Annotated in this window: 26 protein-coding genes, 1 other RNA gene and 1 pseudogene; 16 read left to right on the forward strand and 12 right to left on the reverse strand. The window is 57.2% G+C overall.

The window, feature by feature from the left end; translation table 11 throughout:
• Window positions 1-415: 415 nt before the first annotated feature.
• A complete protein-coding gene (locus tag ACOWVD_RS22780; RefSeq protein WP_049242209.1) occupies window positions 416-1252 on the forward strand; it encodes a hypothetical protein in 837 nt (278 codons plus the stop codon).
• On the opposite strand, the gene rseC is transcribed toward ACOWVD_RS22780, so the two are convergent.
• From rseC to rpoE, 4 genes are read right to left on the reverse strand one after another with little or no spacing between them, the layout of a single operon-like run.
• Window positions 1249-1725 (reverse strand): SoxR-reducing system protein RseC, encoded by a 477-nt coding sequence (gene rseC / locus ACOWVD_RS22785; protein ID WP_049242216.1) that lies wholly within the window; start codon window positions 1723-1725, stop codon window positions 1249-1251. The genes ACOWVD_RS22780 and rseC overlap by 4 nt on opposite strands.
• Window positions 1725-2681, reverse strand: coding sequence for a sigma-E factor regulatory protein RseB (gene rseB, locus ACOWVD_RS22790; protein ID WP_004929141.1), 957 nt, complete (start codon window positions 2679-2681; stop codon window positions 1725-1727). The genes rseC and rseB overlap by 1 nt, the downstream gene beginning before the upstream one ends.
• Complete coding sequence (gene rseA / locus ACOWVD_RS22795; protein WP_015378809.1) at window positions 2681-3334, reverse strand: anti-sigma-E factor RseA; 654 nt, start codon at window positions 3332-3334, stop codon at window positions 2681-2683. The genes rseB and rseA overlap by 1 nt, the downstream gene beginning before the upstream one ends.
• A 30-nt stretch (window positions 3335-3364) precedes the next feature.
• Window positions 3365-3940 carry an RNA polymerase sigma factor RpoE gene (gene rpoE, locus ACOWVD_RS22800; protein ID WP_004929136.1) on the reverse strand — a complete coding sequence of 192 codons (576 nt, stop codon included), beginning with the start codon at window positions 3938-3940 and terminating at the stop codon, window positions 3365-3367.
• A 214-nt stretch (window positions 3941-4154) separates the two neighbouring features.
• Here rpoE and nadB point away from each other — a divergent pair, with 214 nt between their 5' ends.
• Window positions 4155-5756 (forward strand): L-aspartate oxidase, encoded by a 1602-nt coding sequence (gene nadB / locus ACOWVD_RS22805; RefSeq protein ID WP_021504531.1) that lies wholly within the window; start codon window positions 4155-4157, stop codon window positions 5754-5756.
• A 38-nt stretch (window positions 5757-5794) separates the two neighbouring features.
• Here the strand turns inward: nadB and trmN are convergent, their stop codons facing one another.
• A complete protein-coding gene (gene trmN / locus ACOWVD_RS22810; RefSeq protein ID WP_277496961.1) occupies window positions 5795-6574 on the reverse strand; it encodes a tRNA(1)(Val) (adenine(37)-N(6))-methyltransferase TrmN in 780 nt (259 codons plus the stop codon).
• A 99-nt stretch (window positions 6575-6673) separates the two neighbouring features.
• Between trmN and srmB the strand changes: the two genes are divergently transcribed.
• The gene (srmB, locus tag ACOWVD_RS22815; protein WP_015378813.1) at window positions 6674-7999 is read left to right on the forward strand and encodes an ATP-dependent RNA helicase SrmB; all 1326 of its coding nucleotides are present in this window, start codon (window positions 6674-6676) and stop codon (window positions 7997-7999) included.
• A 53-nt stretch (window positions 8000-8052) separates the two neighbouring features.
• Here srmB and ACOWVD_RS22820 read toward each other — a convergent pair whose 3' ends face one another.
• The 3 genes from ACOWVD_RS22820 to grcA all read right to left on the reverse strand — a co-directional run bounded on the left by ACOWVD_RS22820 (window position 8053) and on the right by grcA (window position 10335).
• Window positions 8053-8808 carry an ankyrin repeat domain-containing protein gene (locus ACOWVD_RS22820; RefSeq protein WP_049242221.1) on the reverse strand — a complete coding sequence of 252 codons (756 nt, stop codon included), beginning with the start codon at window positions 8806-8808 and terminating at the stop codon, window positions 8053-8055.
• Window positions 8801-9763, reverse strand: coding sequence for a phospholipase (locus tag ACOWVD_RS22825; protein WP_197763929.1), 963 nt, complete (start codon window positions 9761-9763; stop codon window positions 8801-8803). Before ACOWVD_RS22825 ends, ACOWVD_RS22820 begins: the two co-directional genes overlap by 8 nt.
• A gap of 188 nt (window positions 9764-9951) precedes the next feature.
• Entirely contained in the window at window positions 9952-10335 is a 384-nt protein-coding gene (grcA, locus tag ACOWVD_RS22830; protein WP_004929114.1) for an autonomous glycyl radical cofactor GrcA, read from the reverse strand.
• Window positions 10336-10681: 346 nt separating this feature from the next.
• On the opposite strand from grcA, the gene ung reads away from it, so the two are divergent.
• A complete protein-coding gene (ung, locus tag ACOWVD_RS22835) occupies window positions 10682-11365 on the forward strand; it encodes a uracil-DNA glycosylase (protein ID WP_004929112.1) in 684 nt (227 codons plus the stop codon).
• Window positions 11366-11421: 56 nt separating this feature from the next.
• Here the strand turns inward: ung and grpE are convergent, their stop codons facing one another.
• Window positions 11422-12006 carry a nucleotide exchange factor GrpE gene (gene grpE / locus ACOWVD_RS22840; RefSeq protein ID WP_016929801.1) on the reverse strand — a complete coding sequence of 195 codons (585 nt, stop codon included), beginning with the start codon at window positions 12004-12006 and terminating at the stop codon, window positions 11422-11424.
• A gap of 125 nt (window positions 12007-12131) precedes the next feature.
• Between grpE and nadK the strand changes: the two genes are divergently transcribed.
• From nadK to bamE, 3 genes are all read left to right on the forward strand, one after another.
• On the forward strand, window positions 12132-13010 hold the full coding sequence (gene nadK / locus ACOWVD_RS22845; protein WP_004929107.1) for an NAD(+) kinase: 879 nt from the start codon (window positions 12132-12134) through the stop codon (window positions 13008-13010).
• 86 nt (window positions 13011-13096) lie between these two features.
• Entirely contained in the window at window positions 13097-14758 is a 1662-nt protein-coding gene (gene recN, locus ACOWVD_RS22850; RefSeq protein ID WP_004929104.1) for a DNA repair protein RecN, read from the forward strand.
• Between the two features lie 240 nt (window positions 14759-14998).
• On the forward strand, window positions 14999-15337 hold the full coding sequence (gene bamE, locus ACOWVD_RS22855; protein ID WP_004929101.1) for an outer membrane protein assembly factor BamE: 339 nt from the start codon (window positions 14999-15001) through the stop codon (window positions 15335-15337).
• Window positions 15338-15455: 118 nt separating this feature from the next.
• On the opposite strand, the gene ACOWVD_RS22860 is transcribed toward bamE, so the two are convergent.
• Together ACOWVD_RS22860 and ACOWVD_RS22865 are read right to left on the reverse strand one after the other, a co-directional pair.
• Window positions 15456-15740, reverse strand: coding sequence for an RnfH family protein (locus ACOWVD_RS22860; protein WP_004929098.1), 285 nt, complete (start codon window positions 15738-15740; stop codon window positions 15456-15458).
• Window positions 15733-16167 carry a type II toxin-antitoxin system RatA family toxin gene (locus ACOWVD_RS22865; RefSeq protein ID WP_004929096.1) on the reverse strand — a complete coding sequence of 145 codons (435 nt, stop codon included), beginning with the start codon at window positions 16165-16167 and terminating at the stop codon, window positions 15733-15735. The genes ACOWVD_RS22860 and ACOWVD_RS22865 overlap by 8 nt, the downstream gene beginning before the upstream one ends.
• A 161-nt stretch (window positions 16168-16328) precedes the next feature.
• Here ACOWVD_RS22865 and smpB point away from each other — a divergent pair, with 161 nt between their 5' ends.
• The 3 genes from smpB to ACOWVD_RS22880 all read left to right on the forward strand — a co-directional run bounded on the left by smpB (window position 16329) and on the right by ACOWVD_RS22880 (window position 18610).
• A complete protein-coding gene (smpB, locus tag ACOWVD_RS22870; protein WP_004929094.1) occupies window positions 16329-16811 on the forward strand; it encodes an SsrA-binding protein SmpB in 483 nt (160 codons plus the stop codon).
• A gap of 49 nt (window positions 16812-16860) precedes the next feature.
• Window positions 16861-17224, forward strand: a transfer-messenger RNA (tmRNA) gene (ssrA, locus tag ACOWVD_RS22875).
• 192 nt (window positions 17225-17416) lie between these two features.
• Entirely contained in the window at window positions 17417-18610 is a 1194-nt protein-coding gene (locus ACOWVD_RS22880; RefSeq protein ID WP_421105786.1) for an integrase domain-containing protein, read from the forward strand.
• A gap of 528 nt (window positions 18611-19138) precedes the next feature.
• Here the strand turns inward: ACOWVD_RS22880 and ACOWVD_RS22885 are convergent.
• Window positions 19139-20002 (reverse strand): DUF3800 domain-containing protein, encoded by an 864-nt coding sequence (locus tag ACOWVD_RS22885; RefSeq protein WP_421105787.1) that lies wholly within the window; start codon window positions 20000-20002, stop codon window positions 19139-19141.
• An 852-nt stretch (window positions 20003-20854) separates the two neighbouring features.
• Between ACOWVD_RS22885 and ACOWVD_RS22890 the strand changes: the two are divergent.
• The 6 genes and pseudogenes from ACOWVD_RS22890 (at window position 20855) to ACOWVD_RS22915 (ending at window position 24846) form a co-directional block, all read left to right on the forward strand.
• Window positions 20855-21120: pseudogene (locus ACOWVD_RS22890) on the forward strand (helix-turn-helix transcriptional regulator).
• Window positions 21117-21362, forward strand: coding sequence for a hypothetical protein (locus ACOWVD_RS22895; RefSeq protein WP_421105788.1), 246 nt, complete (start codon window positions 21117-21119; stop codon window positions 21360-21362). Before ACOWVD_RS22890 ends, ACOWVD_RS22895 begins: the two are co-directional and overlap by 4 nt.
• A 5-nt stretch (window positions 21363-21367) precedes the next feature.
• The gene (locus tag ACOWVD_RS22900; protein ID WP_421105789.1) at window positions 21368-21910 is read left to right on the forward strand and encodes a host cell division inhibitor Icd-like protein; all 543 of its coding nucleotides are present in this window, start codon (window positions 21368-21370) and stop codon (window positions 21908-21910) included.
• Complete coding sequence (locus ACOWVD_RS22905) at window positions 21907-22170, forward strand: hypothetical protein (RefSeq protein ID WP_015376194.1); 264 nt, start codon at window positions 21907-21909, stop codon at window positions 22168-22170. Before ACOWVD_RS22900 ends, ACOWVD_RS22905 begins: the two co-directional genes overlap by 4 nt.
• Window positions 22167-22502 (forward strand): DUF5375 family protein, encoded by a 336-nt coding sequence (locus tag ACOWVD_RS22910; RefSeq protein ID WP_015376195.1) that lies wholly within the window; start codon window positions 22167-22169, stop codon window positions 22500-22502. Before ACOWVD_RS22905 ends, ACOWVD_RS22910 begins: the two co-directional genes overlap by 4 nt.
• Before the next feature lie 10 nt (window positions 22503-22512).
• Window positions 22513-24846: a primase-helicase zinc-binding domain-containing protein gene (locus ACOWVD_RS22915; RefSeq protein ID WP_240023615.1), complete on the forward strand. Its 2334-nt coding sequence runs from the start codon at window positions 22513-22515 to the stop codon at window positions 24844-24846.
• Window positions 24847-25522 lie beyond the last annotated feature (676 nt).

Consider the following 25522-nt stretch of genomic DNA (forward strand, 5'->3'; position numbering starts at 1 on the left):
CTGCATTCTACATGCCACACCACTGAAAACCTAGCGATCGGTGCAGTGAAGGCATTCTATTATGCGCCGCTAAATGTTACAGGGCGCCCCGGCGGGTGAAAACAGATGTTAACGCGGACGATGCGGCCTGAATCCAAGGCTTGCCGGTACTTCGTGGCCGTCAAACTTCGGCGCTAATACATAACCGGCCACAGCGCAATAAACCCTCTCCGAAATTATAAAAAAAGAATATTTGGATCAACCTCTTAGAATTCCATTTTGCCCCACTTCCTTTAGGAAAAACCCCATATACGCCACCACCGTCCCTCGGATAGAAAGGGCATGAGCTCCGCGACAAAACATTATTCAGGGCACTACATCGGCAGCCCACCGGGGTTCACCAGCATATCTGCGTACGTTGATTGGAAGGTGCATTATGATCGATAAAGGGCAAATGCTGAGCCGGCACGATTTTTCAAAGGTCAACTGGGGCATACTGGCGGCGGCGGCGCTGCTGTTTAGCGTGGGGGCGGCGCTGTTGGTGCTGCCGCTGCTGAGCAGCATTGACGAGAGCCAGGTCATCACGCTGTTGCAAGCCGGCGCGGGCACGATTTTACTCGGCTGTACGCTGCTGGCGCTGCGGCATTATCTGCGTCCGACGCTGACCTATCGTCTGTACGAGCACGGCGTGCGGGTCTTTGACAGCCACCATCACAAAGAGCGTTTCATCCCGTTTGACAAGATCGGCGACATCTATCGCTTTCGCGGCGGCCAGGCTTTTGGCGGGCTGTTTGACGTTACGGCGTTCCGCGCCGGTGCAGATCAGCCTTGGTGCACGGTTTTCAGCAACGTCGCCCACTCGTGGCGATTGGCGGACGTGATCGTCGACCAACAGCTGCAGCAGCGCGGGCCGCTGGCGCTGAATGCGCTCTATCAGGGGGGAACTGTGTCGTTTCACACCATAGAGGGCGACGCGCGCTGGCTGTGGCAGTTGCTGCTCGGCAAGCAGCAAGGCACGCCGACCGAAACGCTGCGGCTGAGCGCCACCCTGCTGACAACGGAACGGGGAAACGTGCCTATCGAACAGATCCGCGCGTTGGAAAATCATCCGCAGCGCGGCATCCGCTTATTCGACGGCCAGGGAAATGTGCTGTTCGCGATTAACTACGATTCGCTGCTCAGCGCCGATCTATTCATCGCGCTGTTGGAGCATATGATCCACAACCGCATCCCCGCCTATCACAACCCGGCGATGACGCGGCCATCGGTTTAAATCAGCGGGGAGTTTTCCGCCTGCATGCGCATCGCGGTAGGCGGCAACCCAATTTGCAGCACCACCGGCTGGTAATCGGCCTGCTCGCCCAGACGTCGGGCCAAGCGGCGAGCCAGCATAAAGGCCACGCCGCCGCCCAACACGGCGCCAACTGCCGCCGAGGCGTCGCTGCCGAAACAATATTGCAGCAACGTGCCGCCCACCATCATGCCCAGCAGCGGCGTCAGGTAAACCAGCATGGCGGAGCGCAGCAGGCTGCCTTCCGCGATGCCGACCTCGACGCGCTGCCCAGGTTCGAGCGGCTGATCGATATGTACCTGCAGCTGATGCTCGGTTTCCGGCACCAGCTCGTTCAGCGCACGCGCGCCACAGCCGGAGCGCGCGGTGCAGCTGCCGCAGCCGGCCTTGGGTTCACAACGCAGCAGCGCTACGCCCTGTTGCCACGAAACCACCGTGGCCCACTCTTTCATCATTACGGCGATACCTTGAAAGAAATGCTGTCGGCGATGCGCTTGGCCGTCGCCGGCGGCAATTCGCCCACAATCGTGATTTCGTTGCCCGCGCGCACTTCGGTCTGAATGGTGCGGCGCCCCTGACGGTAGTACTGCTGCCCGGCTCCGCTGCCCGCCGGGCTGACGTTGACCGAGAAGCTGAACAGGCCGTCGCTGTAGAGCCGGGATTCCACCGGCACGGCGACGTTCGGCAATTTGCGGCGATTGCGCGCCACCTCGTCCACGCCGGCCGGCAGCCAGCCGGTGCTCCAGCTGAGCTGGACATTTTCCACCGCCGGCAGCGACAGCAGCGGCGGCAGGTTGGCCTTGAGCAGCCCCTGCATCGCGCCCTGCACCTCGGCGCCGACCGCGAAGGAGATCACCCGATATTGCTCCAGCGTTTCGCCGTCGCGATCGAGCAAATCCACCCGCAGCGGCAGCTTGGTGTCTTCGTCCATCCAGACGATGTAGCTGTAGCGGGAACCGTCGCGCGCCACCACGCGCAGCACTTCACACGGCCGATCGGCGATGCGGGTGCTGCCCACGGAGATGAAGTCGTAATACTTCGCCAGACGGGTGAAATCGGCATAAACGATCGCCGGCAGCGCGTCGACGATGTGATCGCCAGTGAGCGTGAACGGCTCCAGACCGGGTTCGAAGTAGCTGATCCCGCCGCCGCGCTGCAACACTTCGCGGCGCGGGCCATCCATATGCAGCAGCTGGCCGAGCGGCACGTTGCCGATCACCGCATGGCGATAGCGCAACGACTCGATTCCCTGCTTGCTGACGCTGATGTAGGCGAGCTCGTAATTGAGAGAACGGCTGGCGCTGCTCATCTGTTGCAATAACGCCCCGGACGCAGTTGGCTGCGCCGGGGCGATGCTGGAATAGAGCAGGCTGCCCGTCAATAAACAAACGGAGAACCAGATTTGCTTCATTACTGCTGTTGCATTCCTAAAGACTGAGTTCCGGGAACCTGAATGGCAGCCTGTTGCGGGTTGCCTTGCTCAAGCTGCAGCTGATCCGAATGCAGGCGACGTTGCAGTTCATAGTCCTGCAGCATGGCGTTGATACGCTTGCGCTGTTCCTGCACCTGCTGCTGTTGGCCGCTGCCGGTGGAGAAACTGTCGGCAGGAACGCCCAGGCTGACCGGCGAGGCCTGCCCCATGATCGGCAGCGTGGTGAAGGCCGGCGATTCGGACGCGTTCGATGTCGCAGAAGGCTGGTTGTAGTGCTGCACGCCGACGATCACCGCCAGCGACACGCAGGCCGCCATGCCGATTTGCGTAATCTGGCTCGCCCAAGGACGCACTTTGTCCCAGAACGGCATTTTCTGCCAGGTGTGAGGCTGCGGCTGAGATTCCTGAACGGCGGAAGGCACCAGCCGGGCGGGTTCTTTCTCAAGTGCAGCGGCGACGCGATCGGCGATGTCGAGATGCATCACTTGTCCGACATCACCTCGCAGTGTGTCACGTATCAGGTGATAGCTCTGCCAGCTTTGTTGAAGCGTTCGATCTTGCGACAGAGAACTCAACAGCTCGCTGTCGAACGATTCACCATCCATCAGAGCGGAAAGCTTTTCTTTCTGCATGCCTAAGTACCCTTCCTGTGCCCGCCATTGCTAACGCTGGATCAGCGGTTGAACTTTATTATCGATAGCTTCCCGGGCGCGGAAAATACGCGAACGTACGGTTCCGACCGGGCAATCCATGATGGCGGCTATTTCTTCGTAGCTTAGACCATCCAACTCCCGCAGGGTAATCGCCATGCGAAGATCCTCAGGGAGAGACTCAATGGTACGGAAAACTATCTGTCTCAGCTCTTCTGACAACATTAAGTTCTCAGGGTTCGAAATTTCTTTCAGTGCGCCCGCACTTTCGTAATTTTCCGCATCGTTGGCGTCCACATCACTGGATGGCGGACGGCGCCCCTGAGCAACCAGATAATTCTTTGCCGTGTTCACGGCGATTCGATACAACCAGGTATAAAAAGCGCTGTCGCCACGGAACGATTCCAGTGCGCGATAGGCCTTGATAAACGACTCCTGCACCACATCGGGCACATCGCCCTGCGGCACATAGCGGGAAACGAGACTCGCCACCTTATGCTGATAGCGCACTACCAGTAGGTTAAACGACTTCTGGTCGCCCTTTTGGACCCGCTCGACCAGAACTTGATCCGTTAACTGCTCGCTCATCCGAGGTAAACTCTCCCCAAATCCGTCTCCACGCGTAAAATTGTACTGCCAGCCATACATTATTTTCCTGAGCAAGCACTCGCTTGGAGTTCATATAGAACACGAAGTTCCATATCGCCATTGTTTTTTCTGTTGATGTCACCCTATCCGTGGCTTTTGCCCGGACAGTTAGGCTAACATGAAATTCACTCTTCTTCTGCACACATCATACGTTATGCAACCATCATCTGAACATGTTAGCGATGTACTGATCGTCGGCAGCGGCGCTGCGGGCCTGTCACTGGCGCTGCGCCTGGCGCAGCATTGCAAGGTTACCGTTCTCAGCAAGGGGCCGCTCAGCGAGGGAGCCACCTTTTACGCCCAGGGCGGGATCGCCGCGGTGTTCGATGAGACGGACAGCATTGCCTCACACGTTGATGACACTTTGATTGCCGGCGCCGGCCTGTGCGACAAAGAGGCCGTCGAATTCATCGCCGGCAACGCGCGCCACTGCGTGCAATGGCTGATCGATCAGGGCGTGCTGTTCGACACCGAGGTCAACGCGCAGGGCGAGGAGCATTATCACCTCACGCGCGAAGGCGGCCACAGCCATCGCCGCATCCTGCACGCCGCAGACGCTACCGGTAAGGAAGTAGAGACCACGCTGGTAGGGAAAGCAAGCGCTCACCCCAATATTTACGTGATGGAACGCCGCAACGCGGTCGACCTTATCACCTCGAACAAAATCGGCCTGCCGGGCACCCGCCGAGTGGTGGGCGCTTACGTCTGGAACCGCGAGCTGGAGCGGGTGGAAACCTACCGCGCCAAAACGGTGGTGCTGGCCACCGGCGGCGCGGCCAAGGTGTACCAATACACCACCAACCCGGACATCTCCTCCGGCGACGGCATCGCCATGGCCTGGCGCGCCGGCTGCCGGGTCGCCAACCTGGAGTTCAACCAGTTCCACCCGACCTGCCTGTTCCACCCGCAGGCGCGCAACTTCCTGCTGACCGAAGCGCTGCGCGGCGAAGGCGCCTACCTGAAACGCCCGGACGGCAGCCGCTTTATGCCGGATTTCGACCCGCGCGGCGAACTGGCCCCGCGCGATATCGTCGCCCGCGCCATCGACCATGAAATGAAGCGCCTGGGCGCCGACTGCATGTACCTGGACATCAGCCACAAGCCAGCGGAATTCATCACCCAGCACTTCCCGATGATCTACGAAAAGCTGCTGACGCTGGGCTTCGATCTGACTCGGCAACCGATCCCTATCGTCCCGGCGGCGCACTACACCTGCGGCGGCGTGATGGTCGATCAGCACGGCCGCACCGATCTCGACGGGCTGTACGCCATCGGCGAGGTCAGCTACACCGGCCTGCACGGTGCCAATCGCATGGCGTCGAATTCGCTGCTGGAGTGCCTGGTTTACGGTTGGTCGGCGGCGGAAGACATTCTGCAGCGCCTGCCCTTCATCCGGCAGGCCAAACAGGTGCCGCACTGGGATGAAAGCCGGGTGGACGATGCAGACGAACGGGTGGTGATCCAGCACAACTGGCACGAGCTGCGGCTGTTCATGTGGGATTACGTCGGCATCGTGCGCACCACCAAGCGCCTTGAGCGCGCCCTGCGCCGCATCAATACGCTGCAGGCGGAAATCGACGAGTACTACGCTCACTTCCGCATCTCCAATAACCTGCTGGAGCTGCGCAATCTGGTGCAGGTGGCCGAGCTTATCGTGCGCAGCGCCATGGCGCGCAAAGAGAGCCGCGGCCTGCACTACACGCTGGACTACCCGGATTTGCTGCCGGAAGCGCTGCCGACCATTTTGCAGCCTTAAACCATGCAACAGGGCGCCTTATCGGCGCCCTTTTCCTTTCAGTAGAACAGGTAGAAGTCGGCGATCAACCGGCGGAAATCGTCGGTATAGCTGCCGTCGGCCTGTTTGATCGCCAGCGCCTGCTCCCGCCGCGGCGTTTCCTTACGCGTCAGCGCCAGCAACACCCGGTGCCGCGGCGTATCGGCCCGATCGCTGACGTTCACTTTCGCCGCCGTGTGCCAACCGCTTTGCTGCGCCAGGCGTTCAAATTCGGCGCCGATGTCGTGCGGCAGCACCACGCAAAACGTTCCTTGCTCCACCAGCAGCTGCGCCGCACAGGCCAACAGCGCGTCGTGCGTTAAGGTTTCGGTGTAGCGCGCGTTGTGGCGCGCCTGATCGCGGCAGGCCACCGCCGGCTCAAAATAAGGCGGATTGCTGACGATCAGATCATACTCAGCGGCATGCTGCTGCGCATAATGATGAATATCCTGCGCATGCACGCGGATGCGCTGCGGCCACGGCGATTCCGCCGCGTTTTCGCGCGCCTGGCCGGCGGCGGCTTCGTCCAGTTCCACCGCGTCGACGGTCACCTCGTCGCCGCTGCGCTGCGCCAGCATCAGCGCGATCAGCCCGCTGCCGCTGCCGATGTCCAGCACCCGGCGCGCCTGCCCCACCGGCGCCCAGGCGCCGAGCAACACCCCGTCGGTACCCACTTTCATCGCGCAACGATCGTGGGCGACAAAGAATTGTTTAAAGGTAAATCCCCCGCGGCGCGGGGTAAAATCGGCTTTCGATCGCTTGCTCACACTCACCACCTGGCTATAAAACTGGCGTAGCATAAGGCAATCTGATCGGCGGGAAAAGAGCGGCTTTCCGCTTAAATAGGTGAAGATCGCGGCCAACCCGTCTATAATCGGCGCCCCAAGTAGAGGTAGACCATGACAGCAACCACTTTTTCCGAACTCGAACTCGATGATCGCCTGATCGACGCGCTGCGCGACAAAGGCTACGATCGCCCCACTGCCATTCAGGCCGCTGCGATCCCGCCGGCGATGGACGGGCGCGACGTCTTAGGTTCGGCTCCGACCGGCACCGGCAAAACCGCCGCCTTCCTGCTGCCCGTGTTGCAGCACCTGCTGGACTTTCCACGCAAGAAATCCGGCCCGCCGCGCGTGCTGATCCTGACGCCAACGCGTGAACTGGCGATGCAGGTCGCCGACCAGGCGCGTGAATTGGCTGCTCATACCTCGCTGGATATCGCCACCATCACCGGCGGCGTCGCTTACATGAACCACGCGGAAGTGTTCAGCGAAAACCAGGACGTGGTGGTCGCCACCACCGGCCGTTTGCTGCAATACATTAAAGAAGAGAACTTCGACTGCCGCGCGGTGGAAACCCTGATCCTCGACGAAGCCGACCGCATGCTTGACATGGGCTTCGCGCAGGACATCGAAACCATCTCCGCCGAAACCCGCTGGCGCAACCAAACGCTGCTGTTCTCCGCCACGCTGGAAGGCGAAGCGATCCGCGAATTCGCCGAGCGCATCCTGAAAGAGCCGGTGGAAGTGGAAGCCGACCCGTCGCGCCGCGAACGCAAAAAGATCCTGCAGTGGTACTACCGCGCCGATGACGTGCAGCACAAAACCGCGCTGCTGATCCACCTGCTGAAACAGCCGGACGTGCAAAAATCGGTGATCTTCGTGCGCAAGCGCGAGCGCGTGCACGAACTGGCCACCTGGCTGCGCGAAGCGGGCATCAACACCTGCTATCTCGAAGGCGAAATGGTGCAGGCCAAACGCAACGAAGCGGTCAAACGCATGATGGATGGCCGGGTTAACGTGCTGGTGGCCACCGACGTTGCCGCGCGCGGCCTGGATATCCTCGATATCACCCACGTATTCAACTTCGACATGCCGCGCACGGCAGATACCTACCTGCACCGTATCGGCCGTACCGGCCGCGCCGGGCGCAAAGGCACCGCCATTTCGCTGGTGGAAGCGCACGATCATCTGCTGCTGGGCAAAGTGGGCCGTTACCTGAACGAACCGCTGAAAGCGCGCGTGATCGACGAACTGCGGCCGAAAACCAAGGTGCCAAACGAGAAGAGCAACGGTAAACCGTCGAAGAAAGTGCTGGCAAAACGCGCGGAAGAAAAAGCGAAAAGCAAAGAAAAAGCCAACAAGGTGAAAGTGCGCCATCGCGACGCCAAAAACGTCGGCAAACGCCGTCAGGCGAAGGCCAAACCGGCCGGCGACGCGCAATAACCGCCACTGTTCAAGAAAAAACCGCCTGTGCAGGCGGTTTTTTTTATGGGCGTTTACTGCTGCGCGTAATGCGTGGCCAGGCGGTGCCCCTGCAGCCATTTATCCAGCTCGCGGAACTGCGCCTTCAGCTCGTCATTCTGCAAATGCGCCGGCGTTTGCGAGAAATAAAACTGGAACGCAAAACCCTGCTGATTGCGCGCCCGGGCATCGGCCCCGGCCTGCAACAGCAACAGCGCCAGATGCGGTGCATTAATCTTCGCCGCCAGATGCAGTGGGGTATCCCCCAGCCGATCGCTCAGGGTGGTGTCCGCCCCGGCCGCCAGCAGCAGCCGCAGTTGCTCCTCACGCCCGGCCAGCACCGCCGCCGCAAGCGGTGTGGCGCCGGTAACGGCATTGCGAACGTTCACCTGCTTAACCTTGGCCAGCAGCAACCGCAGGTACTGCGCATCGTGCAATATCGCTGCGGTGTGCAGCGCACTGTTGCCGTCCAGCCCCGCCGCCACCGCATCGGCGCCGAGATCCAGCAACGCCTGCACGCTGGCCGGCTGCTGCGAAAGCACCGCCCACTGCAACAGCGTGACCTGCCGATCGCCCCGTTCGCGCAAACGATCCTGCGTGGCCTGTGCACGGATACCCTGCGTATCGCCACGCGCCACCGCCTGAGCCAGCGCCAGATTGCTGCGGCCGTCAAACGGCGAAATCTCCTGCCCCATCTGTTGCTCCTTAGCCATCATCAGTAAACCGGTCACCGCGACCAGCGCCAGTAAGGCTATCGCCAGCGCCCGCCGCAAGCGACGCCCTTCAGGCATTGGCCTTCGCCTCCCACGGCTTTTGTTCCGCCATCGAGCTTATCACCTTGTCGATGCCGTGCGCCGTCAGGCTGCGATCGAGATGTTTGCTCGGCCGCCAGTCATCGATACCGGTCAGGGTATCGCTGTTGGCCAAGGTGATGTTGTGGCCAATGGCGTCCGGGATCAGCGAAGTCGACTCCTGGGTGCTGGTCAGCATGTCATATTGCTCGCTGTAACGACGGATGCCGCCGGCTTCGGCATCTTTCTTCGCCGCCGCCGGATCGATGCCCAGGCGATTCAGGGTGTAATCCGACACTCCGGCCGCGTTGAAGGTGACCGCCGTAGTGCCGGTCGCCAGCGCCGCCGTAGCCGCCAGACCGCCGCCGAGCGAATGGCCGGCGATCACCAGCGCATCGCCAAAGGCCGTCTTGGCGCTTTTGGCGGCGGCAACCGCCTGATTGTACTGCACATCGTCATAGCCCGTCGCCTGCCGCACGTTGCTCAGCCAGTCGCGCCAGTCGTTGGTGCCGGCAAACGCCAATACAAACTGCTTGTCGTTGCTGTAAATCCCGGCCTGGAAACCGCTGCCCGCGTCGTGCAGGCTGGCGGGATCGATGCCGAAACCGAGCAGTGCGCTGTCGCTCAGGCGGTTAAACCCGGCGGCGCCCTGGCCGTTCAGCGAGTAAACGTCCTTGGCCAACAGCGCCAACGCATAATCGCCCTCTTGCGATTGCTGCCCCCGGGTCACGCCCGGCGCTGCTGCCGCCGTCGGCGCCGCTGCGGAGAGATCGCCGACCAACGTATTCAACAGATTCTGCGCATTGAGCGTGTTCTGAGAGGGGGTGGCCACCGGCGCGGGACTTGCCGGCGCGGCTGCGGGCTGCGCCGCCGGTGCCGTCTCGGCGGTGGCGCGAGGTGTAGGGATCGCGGCCACCGGAGATACTGCAGAGGTAAAACTTAAAGGCATACTCATGCCGACTCCTTGTCGATAGACTTTTTATTGAGCACCTGAATAGGTACTGACTTAGCTATCGGCAGGTCGGATGAGTTCTGTATCAGGAATGCTTAACTTTGTGCAAATTGTGATCCACGTTCGGTTTTCGGCCGCCAAACGCAAAAAAGGGAGCCGAAGCTCCCTCATTGCTACGATTGCGCCGCCGATTACAGGCTTTCGGTAAAGGTGCGGGCGATAACGTCGCGCTGCTGTTCCGGCGTCAGAGAGTTGAAGCGCACCGCATAGCCGGACACGCGGATGGTCAGCTGCGGGTATTTTTCCGGATGCTTGACCGCGTCTTCCAGGGTTTCACGGCGCAGCACGTTGACGTTCAGGTGCTGGCCACCTTCTACGCGCACGGTCGGCTGCATTTCCAGCGGCACTTCACGGTATTCGATCTGGCCCAGGTCGCTCACCGCGACAACCTGATCTTCCGCGTAGTTGGCCTTGGCGCACACGCAGCGAGCTTCCGCTTTTTCATCGTCCAGCAGCCAGAAAGAATTCACCAGTGCCTGGTCGTTCGCTTTGGTAATTTGAATACCGGTAATCATTATGTTGCCTCCGTACAAGGGCGTAAAAATTCACATCGTGAGAAAACCCAATCCTGGTTTCGGCCATTTGGTAAAACCATTGTTGTCTTGTTGTTCTGTATACCAGCCTGACCGGGCCAGTTCCTTGATTAAAGTCAATTTTTACCGGGTAGGCACAGGGCGTGAAGGGGCAAATTTATGTTTTATATCAATTTTCCCACTACGGCAAAAACCAATTATTTTTGTAAATTTTCAAAAATAATTGCATTGCGCGCGGTGGCGAGAAATGAAAAGCGGGTTTCGCTGCGCGGGCCGACACGGTAAGCTATAGCCTATGAATTGCTAAAGAAAACAAAGGAGAGCGTTTATGGCCACCTCCCTCACCTGGCATGACGTGATCGGCAAAGAGAAAGAGCAGCCCTATTTTGTTGAAACGCTCGCCTTTGTTGCCGCTGAGCGCCAGGCCGGTAAGACCATTTATCCACCGCAGAAAGACGTGTTTAACGCGTTCCGCTTTACCGAGCTGGCGGACGTCAAAGTCGTCATCCTCGGCCAGGATCCCTACCACGGCCCCAATCAGGCGCACGGCCTCTCTTTCTCGGTGCGCCCCGGCGTGCCGGCGCCGCCGTCGCTGGTGAACATGTATAAAGAGCTGGCGACCGACATTCCCGGTTTCGAACGCCCTGATCACGGTTACCTGCAAAGCTGGGCCGAACAGGGGGTGCTGCTGCTCAACACCGTGCTGACGGTGGAAGGCGGCCGCGCGCACTCCCACGCCAACCTGGGCTGGGAAACCTTTACCGATAAAGTGATCGCTGCCCTGAACGAGAACCGCGAAGGCGTGGTGTTCCTGCTGTGGGGCTCGCACGCGCAGAAGAAAGGCAACTTTATCGACCGCAACCGCCACCATGTGCTGAAAGCGCCACACCCGTCGCCGCTTTCCGCCCACCGCGGTTTCCTCGGCTGCCGCCACTTCTCGCAGGCCAATCAGCTGCTGGAGCAGCAAGGGCTCACGCCGATCGACTGGATGCCGCGTCTGCCGCAGGCGTAGCCCAGAGACAAAAAAGGCACCCTTGGGTGCCTTTCTTTATATCGTTGCCGGGGCGATTACGCCTTGGCCTTGGAGACCGCGACCATCGCCGGGCGCAGCAGGCGGCCGTTCAGCGTATAGCCTTTCTGCATCACCATCATCACGTGGTTCGGCTGGTGATCGGCGGATTCCATCATGCTCATCGCCTGATGCACTTCCGGGTTGAACGGCACGTTGACGTCGCCGACGATTTCGATGCCGTACTTGCGCACCACGTCCAGCAGCGATTTCAGCGTTAGCTCGATGCCTTCGATCATCGCGGCCAGTTCCGGATTGTTTTTATCCGCCAGATCCAGCGCGCGCTCCAGGTTGTCGATCACCGGCAGCAGATCGCCAGAGAATTTCTCCAGGGCGAACTTGTGCGCTTTCTCAACGTCCAGTTCGGCGCGGCGACGGATGTTTTCCGCTTCCGCTTTGGCGCGCAGCAGGCTGTCGCGCTCTTGCTGCTGAGCTTCCGCCAGTTGGGCTTCCAGTTCGGCGATACGCGCATCGCGCAGATCGACGCCTTCCGCCGCTTCCGGCAGCGTATCCTCGTGATGAGCGTGTTGTTCCATTTCTTCCGAGACTTGCTCGTTTGGCGTCTTCTGTTCTTTACTACTCATGAATATCTCCGCGTTTTAGCATTAATCTCGCAACTTGGCTTATTATGGGGATCAAAACCGGGGTTTCAAGTCAACCGGTCACAATGTGGGGCATAAACGGGTCCCGGTGAGGAAAATCACAGCAAATGAATAAAAAATTCGCCTGTATTGGCATTGTTGGCCACCCGCGTCACCCTTCAGCGCTGGCAACCCACGAGATGCTGTTCCACTGGCTGGTCGCCCGCGGCTATTCGGTGATGGTCGAACGCCAAATCGCCCATGATTTGGGGCTGAAAGACGCCGTGACCGGCAGCCTGGCGGATATCGGCCAGCGGGCCGACCTGGCGGTGGTGGTCGGCGGCGACGGCAACATGCTCGGCGCCGCGCGCGTGCTGGCGCGCTACGACATCAAGGTGATCGGAGTCAACCGCGGCAACCTTGGCTTCCTTACCGATCTCGATCCCGACAACGCTCTGCAGCAGCTGGCGGACGTGCTGGAAGGCGAGTACATCGACGAACAGCGTTTCCTACTGGAAACCATCGTGCATAAAGAGCACCAGCAGTGCCGCATCAGCACCGCCATCAACGAGGTGGTGCTGCACCCGGGCAAAGTGGCGCACATGATCGAATTCGAGGTGTACATCGACGATCGCTTCGCCTTCTCACAGCGCTCCGACGGCCTGATCATCGCCACCCCGACCGGCTCCACCGCCTACTCGCTCTCCGCCGGCGGGCCGATCCTCACCCCATCGCTGGAGGCGATCGCGCTGGTGCCGATGTTCCCGCACACCCTTTCCGCCCGGCCGCTGGTGATCAACGGCGACAGCACCATCCGCCTGAAGTTTTCGCAGATCGGCAGCGATCTGGAGATCAGCTGCGACAGCCAGATCGCGCTGCCGATCCAGGAAGGCGAAGAAGTGCTGATCCGCCGCAGCAACTTCCATCTGAACCTGATTCACCCGAAGGACTACAGCTATTTCAACACGTTAAGCACCAAGTTGGGCTGGTCGAAAAAATTGTTCTAAAATCTGCGCCGGCCACTTTACTGTATATAAAACCAGTTTATACTGTATGAAACTACAGTTATGTGTTTATACACAGGAAGGTTCCCATGCTGGCGCAATTAACCATCAGCAACTTTGCTATCGTTCGTGAGTTGGAAATCGATTTTCAACCGGGCATGACGGCGATCACCGGTGAAACCGGTGCCGGCAAATCCATCGCTATCGATGCGCTGGGGCTGTGCCTCGGCAACCGCGCCGACGGCAACGTGGTGCGCCTGGGAGCCGCCCGCGCCGACATCTGCGCCCGCTTCTCGCTGGCGGACACTCCGTCCGCGCGCGAATGGCTGGAGCAGAACCAGCTGGACGACAGCAACGAATGCCTGCTGCGGCGGGTGATCAACGCCGACGGCCGTTCGCGCGGCTTTATCAACGGCACCGCCGTGCCGCTGTCGCAGCTGCGCGAGCTGGGGCAACGCCTGATTCAAATCCACGGTCAACACGCCCATCAGCTGCTGCTCAAGCCGGAGCACCAAAAAGCGCTGCTCGACGCCTACGCCGACGAACCCGCCCTGCTGGCGGCGATGAGCCAGGCCTACCAACGCTGGCATCAGAGCTGCCGCGAGCTGGCGCACCATCAACAGCAGTCCATCGAGCGCGAAGCGCGCAAGCAGCTGCTGCAATACCAATTGAAAGAGCTGAACGAATTCGCGCCGCAGGCCGGCGAGTTCGAGCAGACCGACGCCGAGTACAAGCGCCTGGCCAACAGCGGCCAGCTGCTGACCCTCAGCCAGCAGACGCTGCAGCTGCTGGCCGACAGCGACGAGAACAACATGCTCAGCCAGCTTTACAGCGCCAAACACCTGCTGCTTGAGCTGGCCGGGTTGGACGATAAGCTCAGCGGCCTGCTGGACATGCTGGAAGAGGCCTCTATCCAGATCAGCGAAGCCAGCGACGAGCTGCGCCATTACGCCGATCGCATGGATCTCGATCCCAACCGCCTGCACGAGCTGGAACAACGCCTGTCGCGCCAAATCAGCCTGGCGCGCAAACATCAGGTCGCGCCGGAGGAGCTGCCGCAGCTGCATCAGCAGTTGCTGGATGAACAGCAGTTGCTGTCTCAACAGGAAAGCGATCATGAACACCTGAACGAGGCGGTCACCCTGCATCACCAGCAGGCGCTGGCGCTGGCGGAAGAGCTGCACCAGAAACGCCTGCACTACGCCGCCGAGCTGACCACGCTCATTACCGACAGCATGCAGGCCCTCTCCATGCCGCACGGCAAATTCAACATCGACGTGCGCTTCGAACCGCAGCATCTGAGCGCCGAAGGGGCCAGCCGTACCGAGTTCTGCGTCTCCACCAACCCGGGGCAACCGCTGCAACCGCTGGCGAAGGTCGCCTCCGGCGGCGAGCTGTCGCGCATCGCGCTGGCCATTCAGGTGATCACCGCCCGCAAGATGGAAACCCCGGCGCTGATCTTCGATGAGGTGGACGTGGGCATCAGCGGCCCGACCGCCGCCATCGTCGGCCGCCTGCTGCGCCAGCTCGGCGAATCCACCCAGGTGATGTGCGTCACCCACCTGCCGCAGGTGGCCGGATGCGGGCATCAGCACCTGTTCGTCAGCAAGCAGACCGACGGCACGGTTACCGAAACCCAGATGGCGCCGCTGGATAAACGCGCCCGGCTGCAGGAGCTGGCGCGCCTGCTCGGCGGCAGCGAAGTCACCCGCAATACGCTGGCCAACGCCAAAGAACTGCTGGCCGCATAAAAAAGCTCAACTTTTTCACTTTCCTGCGGTCTGACAGTGACGCTGTTGGCCCGAGAAATATCTAAAGTGCGGCGCGGCGGTGATCCAAAGCCATCTCAACGGCCTGAAAAAGGCCAAGCGCTTGAGGTGCTAAAGGAAAGCCAATGCGTCGCAACGTGAAAGATGAAGGGTATAAAGGTTTCCAACTGCCGCAAGGTCTATTATCATCGGCATCCTATGCCCTAAAGGAATGTGATTACTATGCGCTGTAAAACGCTGACTGCCGCCGCTGTAGTTCTTGTGATGCTGACTGCAGGCTGTTCTACTTTTGAAAAGGTGGTTTATCGTCCTGACATCAACCAGGGGAACTACCTGACGTCGACCGACGTGGCGAAAATCCAGAAAGGGATGACCCAACAACAGGTCGCTTACACATTGGGTACCCCAATGCTGCAAGACCCGTTCGGAACGCAAACGTGGTTCTATGTGTTCCGCCAGCAGCCTGGCCATGAAGACATCACCCAGCAGACGCTGACGCTGACCTTCGACAGCGCAGGCGTGTTGACCGACATCCAGAACAAACCGGCGCTGACCAAGTAATCGGTGCCGCCCGCTCTTCCGGCCCATGAGGGGGCATAATGTTCCTCATGACAGTCGCAGGCTGCAACGCGGAAGAAAAAGTCAGCTTCAGATAAAAAAATAAGGCGCTATAAGCGCCTTATTTTTTTGCCTTTTCTGCCCGTTGCCGGCGCAGCTCTTTCGGATCGGCTATCAAGGGCCGGTAGATCTCCACCCGGTCGCCGTCGTTCAGCGTATCGCCCAGCTTGGCCGGGCGGCTGTAGATGCCGATTTTGTTGCTCTTGAGATCGATATCCTGGCGCAGCTCCAGCAGGCCCGAAGCCTGGATCGCCTGCTCGACGCTGCTGCCCTCGGCCAGCTTCACCTTGCGCAGGTACTGCCGCTCCGGCAAGGCGTACACCACCTCGACCTGGATGTCAGACACTGTAGACCTCTTTCGCCCGCTGGGTGAATGCCTGCACCATGCTGCCCGCCAGCTCTTTGAACACCTTGCCGAACGCCAGCTCAATCAGTTTGTTGGTGAACTCGAAGTCCAGGTGCAGCTCCACCTTGCAGGCCTCTTCGCTCAGCGGCGTGAACTGCCAGCCGCCCATCAGCTTGCGGAACGGGCCATCAACCAGCTGCATATTGATGCTCTGGTTATCCAGCAGCGTATTGCGCGTGGTGAAGGTCTTGCTGATACCGGCCTTGGCGACGTCCACCGCGGCGGTCATCTCGTTGGAGGTAGCGTTAAGCACCCGGCTGCCGGTGCAGCCTGGCAGAAAATCGGGATAAGAATGAACATCGTTAACCAACTGATACATCTGCTCGGCGCTGAACGGCACTAATGCAGACCGACTGATCTGGGGCATATCATTTCCTGTAAGACATAAAACGTACAGATAATACCATTTATCTGGCGGCAAACAAAAAATCTGCTAAGGGATGAGGGAACCAAAAATGCGAAAAATTGCGCAGGTGCTGAACGGGAAAGGATTTCTTTCGCTGAAGCATCCAGTATAATGAACGCACTATGACAAAGAAAAAAGCACACAAACCCGGTTCCGCCACCATTGCCCAAAACAAGCGCGCGCGTTTCGAATACTTCATTGAAGAAGAGTTCGAGGCGGGCCTGTCGCTGCAAGGGTGGGAAGTTAAATCGCTGCGTGCCGGCAAAGCCAACCTCAGCGACAGCTACGTAACGTTCCGTGACGGTGAAGCCTATCTGTTTGGCGCCACCATCACTCCGCTCAACGTGGCCTCGTCGCATGTGGTGTGCGATCCGACGCGTACCCGTAAACTGCTGCTGAACCGGCGCGAGCTGGACACCCTGCTCGGCCGCGTCAACCGCGAGGGTTACACCGTGGTGGCCTTGTCCCTGTATTGGAAAAATGCCTGGAGCAAGATCAAGATCGGCGTAGCCAAAGGCAAGAAAGAGCACGACAAACGCGATGACATCAAAGATCGCGAATGGCAGACGGCGAAAGCCCGTATCATGAAGCACGCCAATCGTTAAGCCGCTGGCTTATCGAGGTAAACTTCTGGTATACTGCACAAAGTTACTTGGGGCTGATTCTGGATTCGACGGGATTTGCGAAGCCCTAGGAGCATGCCGAGGGGCGGTTGGCCTCGTAAAAAGCCGCAAAAAAATAGTCGCAAACGACGAAAACTACGCTTTAGCAGCTTAATACCCTGCTTAGAGCCCTCTCTCCCTAGCCTCCGCTCTTAGGACGGGGATCAAGAGAGGTCAAACCCAAAAGAGATCGCGTGGACGTCCTGCCTGGGGCTGAAGCGTTAAACTCAATCAGGCTAGTCTGTCAGTAGCGTGTCCATCCGCAGCTGGCCGGCGAATGTAAAGATTGGACTAAGCATGTAGTGCCGACGGTGTAGTAATTTCGGACGCGGGTTCAACTCCCGCCAGCTCCACCAAATAATGATCCGGGTATTACCAGATAAGTCCGGATAAGTACGGAAAGCCCGCACCCCACCTAGGTTTGCGGGCTTTTTTGTGTCTGTAATAGTCCGAGAACATCCAGCTAAATCCGGGAGTTATTGGTATACGTTTAGGTATACGTTAAAATGTATGCCATAAACGTATACCAATTATGGAAGAACCCTTACATGGCGCGGACTACACGCCCCCTCACTCATACAGAAGTACAAAAAGCCAAAGCCCTAGAGAAAGACCTCACCCTACACGACGGTGACGGCCTGTTCCTGTTAGTCAAAACCACCGGTAAGAAACTGTGGCGTTTCCGCTACCTTCGCCCCGGCAGCAGTTCACGGACTATGGTTAGCCTCGGCGCCTACCCTGCCCTATCACTTGCCGACGCCCGACAAATACGTGCCGAAAAGCTCGCGATACTTGCTAGGGGCATTGACCCACAGGCTAAAGAAGCAGAAGAAGCAGAACAAAAGCAGGTAGCCCAAGAAAGCATTTTCCTGAACGTGGCAAAGCAATGGTTCGCATTGAAACAGGCCAGTGTTAGCGTTAAGCATGCTGAAGACATCTGGCGTTCTCTTGAAAAAGACATACTGCCATCTATCGAGAATATTCCAGTTCAGGACATCAAAGCGCGCTTGCTGATCCAAGTACTGGAACCCATCAAGGCTCGTGGTGCATTAGAGACCGTTCGTCGATTAGTGCAACGCATCAACGAAATCATGACCTACTCCGTCAACACTGGCTTGATTGATGCTAATCCGGCTTCTGGTATTGGCAATGCATTCGAGCGCCCTAAGAAGCAGCATATGCCGACTATACGGCCCGAAGAATTGCCCAAGCTAATGCGCACTATCTCGATGAGCAATCTATCAATCCCAACCCGCTGCTTGCTTGAATGGCAACTGCTAACACTGATACGTCCTGCTGAAGCCTCAGCAACCGCCTGGGCTGAGATCGATATTGAAAAAAAGGAATGGTGCATTCCAGCAGAACGCATGAAGGCAAAGCGTGATCACATTGTTCCGCTTTCAGATCAGGCATTAGAAATACTCGAAATCATGCACCCTATCAGCGGCAAGTTTGAATATGTATTCCCAAGTCGCAACAATCCACGCAAGCCGATGAACAGCCAGACGGCAAATGCGGCTTTAAAACGTATAGGCTATGGCGGTAAGCTTGTGGCTCATGGGTTACGCTCTATAGCTAGTACGGCAATGAATGAGGCTGAGTTTAATGCTGATGTGATTGAGGCTGCATTAGCACATAATGACAAGAACGAGGTCAGACGTGCCTATAATCGCTCTATATATTTAGATAAAAGGCGGGAATTAATGCAATGGTGGGGATTGGAGGTTTACTCAAGAAAATAGCAATCAAAACACCTCCTCTGATTTAATCCCGTGCCAACTACTGGCATGGGATTAAAAATTAACCCCATTAAAAAACTAAGCGATAGAAGTGATGCTTTCTCATTTTAATATCATGAATCTAGATAAATATCAGTATATATTTATAATTATTTCACATTACTATAATTAGAGAGGTTAATTAAAAATAAAAATCCAAAAATATCTTAATATCTCATCCTTAGAAAATGAAAAAATTGTTTTGGCATTAACAAAGAACTGCAAAAAAATAAATTATTAAAAATACCCAGCTATTATTTTCAATGCCAGTTAACCCCCCCAGCACGCTCCAATTTAATCATTCCTTTACAGACGCCAGTTTTAATGATGGTGGGGAAATGATGTATATATTTATTTTTGATAAAACATGAAAATAAAATTAATTAACATCTTTTCAATCCCTCTTTCATTTTAAACTTAATATATACACTGGCGCATTATGCATCAAGAAATCAAAAATAAATTAAAAAACTGCTAATCACTTTGTGTTGGTCATTTTTTCTGTAAGTTCCTATCCTGTAATGGATGTAATAAATTAACTTTTCTTGTTTTTGAAAAGTGCCTTACTCCATTATTTAACAATTCAGCATCATCAAAGTGCCAAATATTAAATTTCCTTTCACGTGGGAAGGTATCTGATGCTAAATCATCCCACCCTAAATATTTAGCAATATTCTTTTGAGTGCTAACTTTTCTTTCGTTCTCCGCTTTTTCTTGGAAAGCACTCATGACGCCCCCCAAAAGGAAATCGCATAACTGAATTGCAGGTTGCGATTTTGAATCATGCTCTGTTATTACTACCTTTCCCTGAAAACTCTTACCTATAATCTCCTTATTAAGAATGTTAACTGATATTTTCTCAGCCTCTTCATCAGCTTTTTTGTATCTTGAGGCTATTGGATCAACCCAAAATCTAAACTCATGATCATAATTAGGGTGCGCATTAATAACATATTTCATTTTTCTTGTAAGGAGCATTGTAAAATGTTTTCTTCGAGCTAAATCATAGTCTCCATCATGATAGTTTTTATTTACTAAAGATTTCTTCACAACAACACAATGAAATGCAAGCCATTGTTTTCTAAAAAAGAAATCAATTAAATCCTCTGACACTCTATACATGCTCTCGCTATGAGCTTTTTTCCATTTTACTTCATTGCGAAAACCTTTATTTGCGAGTATAGCCTCAAACTCACGACGAAAATCACCTCGCCTTTGCCATAACATCCATAGGCTCCCAAAACCATAATATTTCTGTCCATCAATGCCAGATTCATCGCATGCAATCAGCCATCTTTTCACATTTAAAGGAGGATCCAAATCTAATTGAGTAGCATTATCATTTTCATCAGGCATTGGCTATCTCACATTTGAAGTGTTCATTCTAATAAAATAATTGATCACAAAACGAACATGCGCAAGTTTTTACAAAAATGGGTACAGGAGATCGTATTACTTGATTTTTATCTACCTCATAGCTTCTTTCCCCTGCGCGCGCAATACTTCCCCCGCCTCGCCTGCGCGCTTCATGTGTCGCTTTTCATGCAGTTGCATGAATGACCGCAGGCCACGCCAGTGCTGAGGCCGTAGGGGATGAAAAGTGCATTTTCTTGCATGCAAAATCATGCACCCTATGCATGCACGCGCAATTTGAGGCTGGCTAGCCAGGAAAAAGGCTGTTTTGGGCGAAGGCGGAAGGGCAATGTCCCATGATGCTGGCAAGAGCTGAAGGGCGGAGTGTGATTAGTGCAGGGTATGATTGCTGTTGTAACGGCGATAACGGCCTTGAGCACTGATGAGAAAACCATCAAGCTATTTTTAGTTTTACCTAAAACTATTCACTACTGTTCACCTAAATAAAAAGTATAGATAAATCAGTAAATAAGTGGGTGAACAGTTTCCTACAAGCTCTTCACCCGGTATTCACCACTGTTCACCCGGCCCAAAACGCCCTTTTCCCTGGCTAGCGGTTGTTAGTCTGTTTATACCTATTTATTAGCAATGAATTCATTGTTGAAAACTATGGGGTAATGTTGAGGAAGGGTGAGGATTGCTGAGCTATTATAATTTGTTGTTTTTATGACCATTTCTTAATGGGCCACACAACAACGTCTTGTTGCCACCCCGGTAAATATTCACATAATAGGGCGCTACCGAAGTTCACACAGTCCCGGCAGCGTTGGCCGGACACCAAGAGGTAGCGTTTTTATGTTGACCGTTTCCCCCCCCCCGCCCCATCCACTCTGTCGCCGGTGCTTCCTGATGGTTACACCCCGCGCGAGCGCTTTATCCGTCTACCGGAAGTGCTCTACACCACCGGCCTGTCCCGCTCCACCGTGTACGAGATGATGAGCCGCAAGCAGTTCCCGGCCCAGGTCTCCCTCGGCGTTAAAAACGTCGCCTGGCTGGCCTCCGAGGTCGAGTTGTGGATGGATGAACGCATCGCCAACCGTCACCAGGAGGCCGCCGCATGATGCGATTAACCTTTGGTCGCCAGCACTTTACCCTGAGCGACAACGACGCACTGTTTATCGCGGAAGCCATCCTGTTGCAGCGTAAAGAGCCTGCCGTCGTCTTACCGGAGCACCACAGCGAAAAACACGGCGTTATTCGTCTGGCGAGTCGCCAGGCTGAGCCGCGCCTGTTCAGTGCCGGGCCGGTGCCGCTGACCTGCACGGCGGCCGATACCCGCAACGACCCGCTTACCGACTGTTGATCACTATGCGATCGATTGAACGTCCGGGGGCGTCTTACGGCTTGCCCCCCTGTCCGGCCTTGCGCTATAGTCCTCCCGCTGCCGCACAATCGGCAGCCGGGCGTGAGAACCCGTGTTACTCAATGGCGACACAACACGCGCCTGGCGTGTTTTTTTATGTCGCAGCCTTTGCTTGCTCATTTTTTGCGCGGTGGATGTTATGCTATCGCAGCAGTCAATCAATGGTGGCTCAGGCGGGGCAGCCTTCGGGCTGGCCGGTATTCATTGAGGCCGGTTTCTCACCCCCGTCTGGGCTACCACCCTTGCGTGAGAACCTCGGTGGTAGCAATAACCATGACTCAATGGAGGCTGCCACCATGGCTACGACCCTCACCCCAACTCACCCGACATTCTGCTTTTTGTTTGCGGCCGTGCGCCGCTCTGCGCTGACCGCTTCACCGCGTATCGTGCGCACCGTGGCGGATACCGAACGCAACGCCCGCCGCGTGCTGGCCCGTGATTATGTGTTGTCCTTTGCCGGTCGTCTGCCGGTTAAGGCGGTAGCATGAATACCCTGGCCGACCGCTACTACCGCGATACCCATTACCCTATCCCGCACGCCGATTTTCTGCGTCTTCAGCATGCGCACGCCACCGGCGTGCTGTTCCTCGACCTGCTGGACACCCTCGACCTCGGCGGGCAGCGCCCCGATGCCACGCAACAGGCGTCGTTTGCCTCGGTCATTGCCTTGCTGACCGACCAGCTCGGCCACGTCGTCAACACCTGTGAAACCCAAATCCTTGCCCGCATGGAGGCCACCGCCGCATGAATACTGCATCCTGTTTACCGATTGAAGTCCGCACCGCCGTTTTCCGCCGCGCCGTGGCGCAGGCCTATCTAGATACCTGCGCCTTTTACCGGGTGAGCCTGGGTTACACGCTGGACGAGCTGCAGATGACGATTGCCCTGCGTTTGGAAGGGCACTTTGTGCGTCAGTACGGCGCAGAAGACGGTATGGACATGGCATGCACCATGCTGAGTGACATGGTGCAGCCCGACGTTCTGGTGGCCGCACCGCGCCTGACCGCGCTGGGGCAAAAGATGATGGACGAGCTGTGCTGCGAGCGCCTGTCGGCGGCACAGAACGCCACCGTACATTGAGGAGAAGAGCATGAGCGCCCAGTTCGTTTCCCAGACCGTACGCACCGCCACCGGCCAGTGGCCGGTGATACTCCCGGCGCTCGGCATCGTCTTGCAGCCGAACGGCAAGCCGCAGCCGTGCCCGACCTGCGGCGGTAAAGACCGCTTCCGTTTCGACAACCAGGACGGACGCGGAACCTGGCTCTGCAATCAGTGCGGAGCCGGTGACGGCCTCAATCTGGTGGAAAAGGCCCTGTCACTGTCTGCCCGGGCTGCCGCCGAACAGGTGGCTGCCGTGATGGGAGAAAACACCAACGCTCTGCCACCGGCCGCTGAGACTGGTCATTCAACGAAAGATAAGGCCGAGTCTCAGCGCAAGGCCGCGCGACAGGCACAGGCTCTGGTGGCTGCCGCGCAACCTCAGACCGGCAATGCCTACCTGAGTACCAAAGGCTGGCCGGAAGCAGACACCCTGACCCTGCACGGTCAGCCGCTGCGCGTTGGCGGTATCATCTTCCAGCCCGGCGACCTGCTGCTGCCGCTGCACAATGCCGGGGGTGAAGTGGTCAACGTGCAGCTGATTAACGCCAATGGTGACAAGCGCATGCTGGCGGGCGGGCAGGTGAAGGCCGCCTGCCACACCCTCTGCGGTCCGGACAACGCGGTTATCTGGCTCACCGAGGGCTATGCCACCGGCCTCACCGTGCGCCGCCTGACCGGTGAAACGGTGTGCGTGGCGCTCAGTGCCAACAATCTGGCGGCGGTGGCAGAGCAGGTACGCAGCCATTACCCGGATGCGCGGTTGCTGCTGGCGGCCGATAATGACCGCAGCGGCACCGGGCAGACCCGCGCCGCCGAGGCGGCCACACTCACCGGCGGTATCCCGGCGCTGCCGCCCACAGAGGGCGACTGGAACGACGTCTATTGCCAGCAGGGTGCTGAGTCCACGCGCGCACAGCTCCAGGCGTTCAGCCAACCGCCGCAGCCGAGCCCGTTCGACACACTGAGCGATGCCGACCTGAAAGCCATGAGCGCCAGCGAGAAAGCCGAGCTGCTGGCCGAGCACTACGGGAACACCCTGGCGGTGCCGCCGGTAGGGGAAGAACTCTGCCGCTATACGCGCGGCGCCTGGCAGGTGCTGCCGCACCGACAGCTGAGCCGGGAAATTGCCGCGCTGTTCCAGAAGGTGCGTGCACCGTTCTCCGCCGCCGGTATCAACAGCATCCTGGACACCCTCAAGCTGATGGTGCCGCAGATGGGCGACCCGGCTCGCCGGTTGATAGGCTTTCGTAACGGGGTATTCGATACTGTCAACGGCCAGTTCAGCGCACATAGGCAAGAGCACTGGCTGCGCACCGTCAACAGCGTGGACTACACGCCGCCGCGCGCCGGGGAGAACCTGGCCGACCATGCACCGCACTTCTGGCAGTGGCTGACGCGGGCCGCCGGGGACAATCACGACAAGCAGCAGCGCATTCTCGCAGCACTCTTTATGGTGCTGGCCAACCGTTACGACTGGCAGCTGTTCCTCGAAGTGACCGGCCCCGGCGGCAGCGGCAAGAGCGTAATGGCCGCCATCGCCCGGCTGTTGGCCGGTGCTGACAACACCACCTCCGCCACCATCGATAATCTGGAGTCGGCGCGCGAGCGAGCCAGCGTGGTCGGCTATTCACTGATTATCCTGCCTGACCAAGAGAAGTGGAGCGGTGACGGGGCGGGCATCAAGGCCATCACCGGCGGCGATGCGGTCGCCATCGACCCGAAATACCGCGACGCCTACGCGGCGCACATTCCGGCAGTGATACTGGCGGTGAACAATAACCCGATGCAGTTCAGCGATCGCAGCGGCGGCATCTCGCGCCGCCGCGTTATTCTGCCGTTCCCGGAGGCTATCGCACCCGAAGAGCGTGACCCGTTGCTATTGGCGAAGATCACCGAAGAGCTGGCCGTGATTGTGCGTCACCTGATGCAACGCTTTGCCAACCCGAATGACGCGCGTGCACTGCTCCAGGCGCAGCAAAGTTCGGCGGAAGCCCTGGAAATCAAACGGCATGCCGATCCGCTGGTCGATTTTTGTGGTTACCTGACGGTGCTGGGTACCCCGGAAGGGATGATGATCGGCAACGCCAACATCACCCCGCCGAACCCGCGCCGCTATCTGTACCACGCCTACCTGTCGTTTATGGCCGCACGGGGGTATCAGCACGTGATGAACCTGACGGCGTTCGGCCAGGCGGTGCCGCAGACGCTGAAAGAGTATGAGCATACGCTGCTGAAACGCCGCACCAAGCAGGGAATACAGACCAACCTGATACTGAGTGAAGAGTGCGAAGCAAACTGGCTGCCAAAATGCGATTTGGCGTGACGATGGACATATCGATCGGCTGAGCCGATCAATATGGATTTATTGATCTGCCGAATCCATTGGACCATCAATCATTGCACCACCTATAGTGGAAGTGAAAAAGCCTACAGCAACACCAGGGTATTCCGTAGGCCGTTGAATAGCTAACCTAACAACAAGATCTCCCCAAACCGGCTCTGGCCGGTTTTTCTATGTCCGTGATTCATGTTGTCCCTGATTGTGAACAAACCGTCTGGAAAACGAGAAATATTCCACTTTAAAACTAAATTAACTCATTGCAGATTAATCAGCGATTACAGCAAGTAAAAATCCCAGAGCAGAGTCGTAGTATAATTAACAAAAGCTGGGGCACGAGTATCACGAGCTCACCAGAGATAGGCATGAGTTTTATTTCACGCCCTATACTCCGACTTGAAGAATGTTCAGGTAGTTGACGAAGCAACCATTGCCTGAACATTGGCGGCACGGTGCTGATTATGCTCACATTTCACTACCCAAGAACTGAATTATCAAGGTATCTTTACGCTGGGAACCAGCCTGGGGTATTTTGAATCGCTTGCCACAGTTTATGTGGGATCTGTAATTCATCCGGATCTTGCGACAAATTGAGTTTGACGTTCATGCTTCCTTCATGACCTGATTGTACTCTCTCCACCCATTGGGGATTCATAACCAT

Origin of the sequence: Serratia sp. SA088, from assembly GCF_049065515.1 — a bacterium.
Lineage (GTDB): Bacteria > Pseudomonadota > Gammaproteobacteria > Enterobacterales > Enterobacteriaceae > Serratia > Serratia nematodiphila.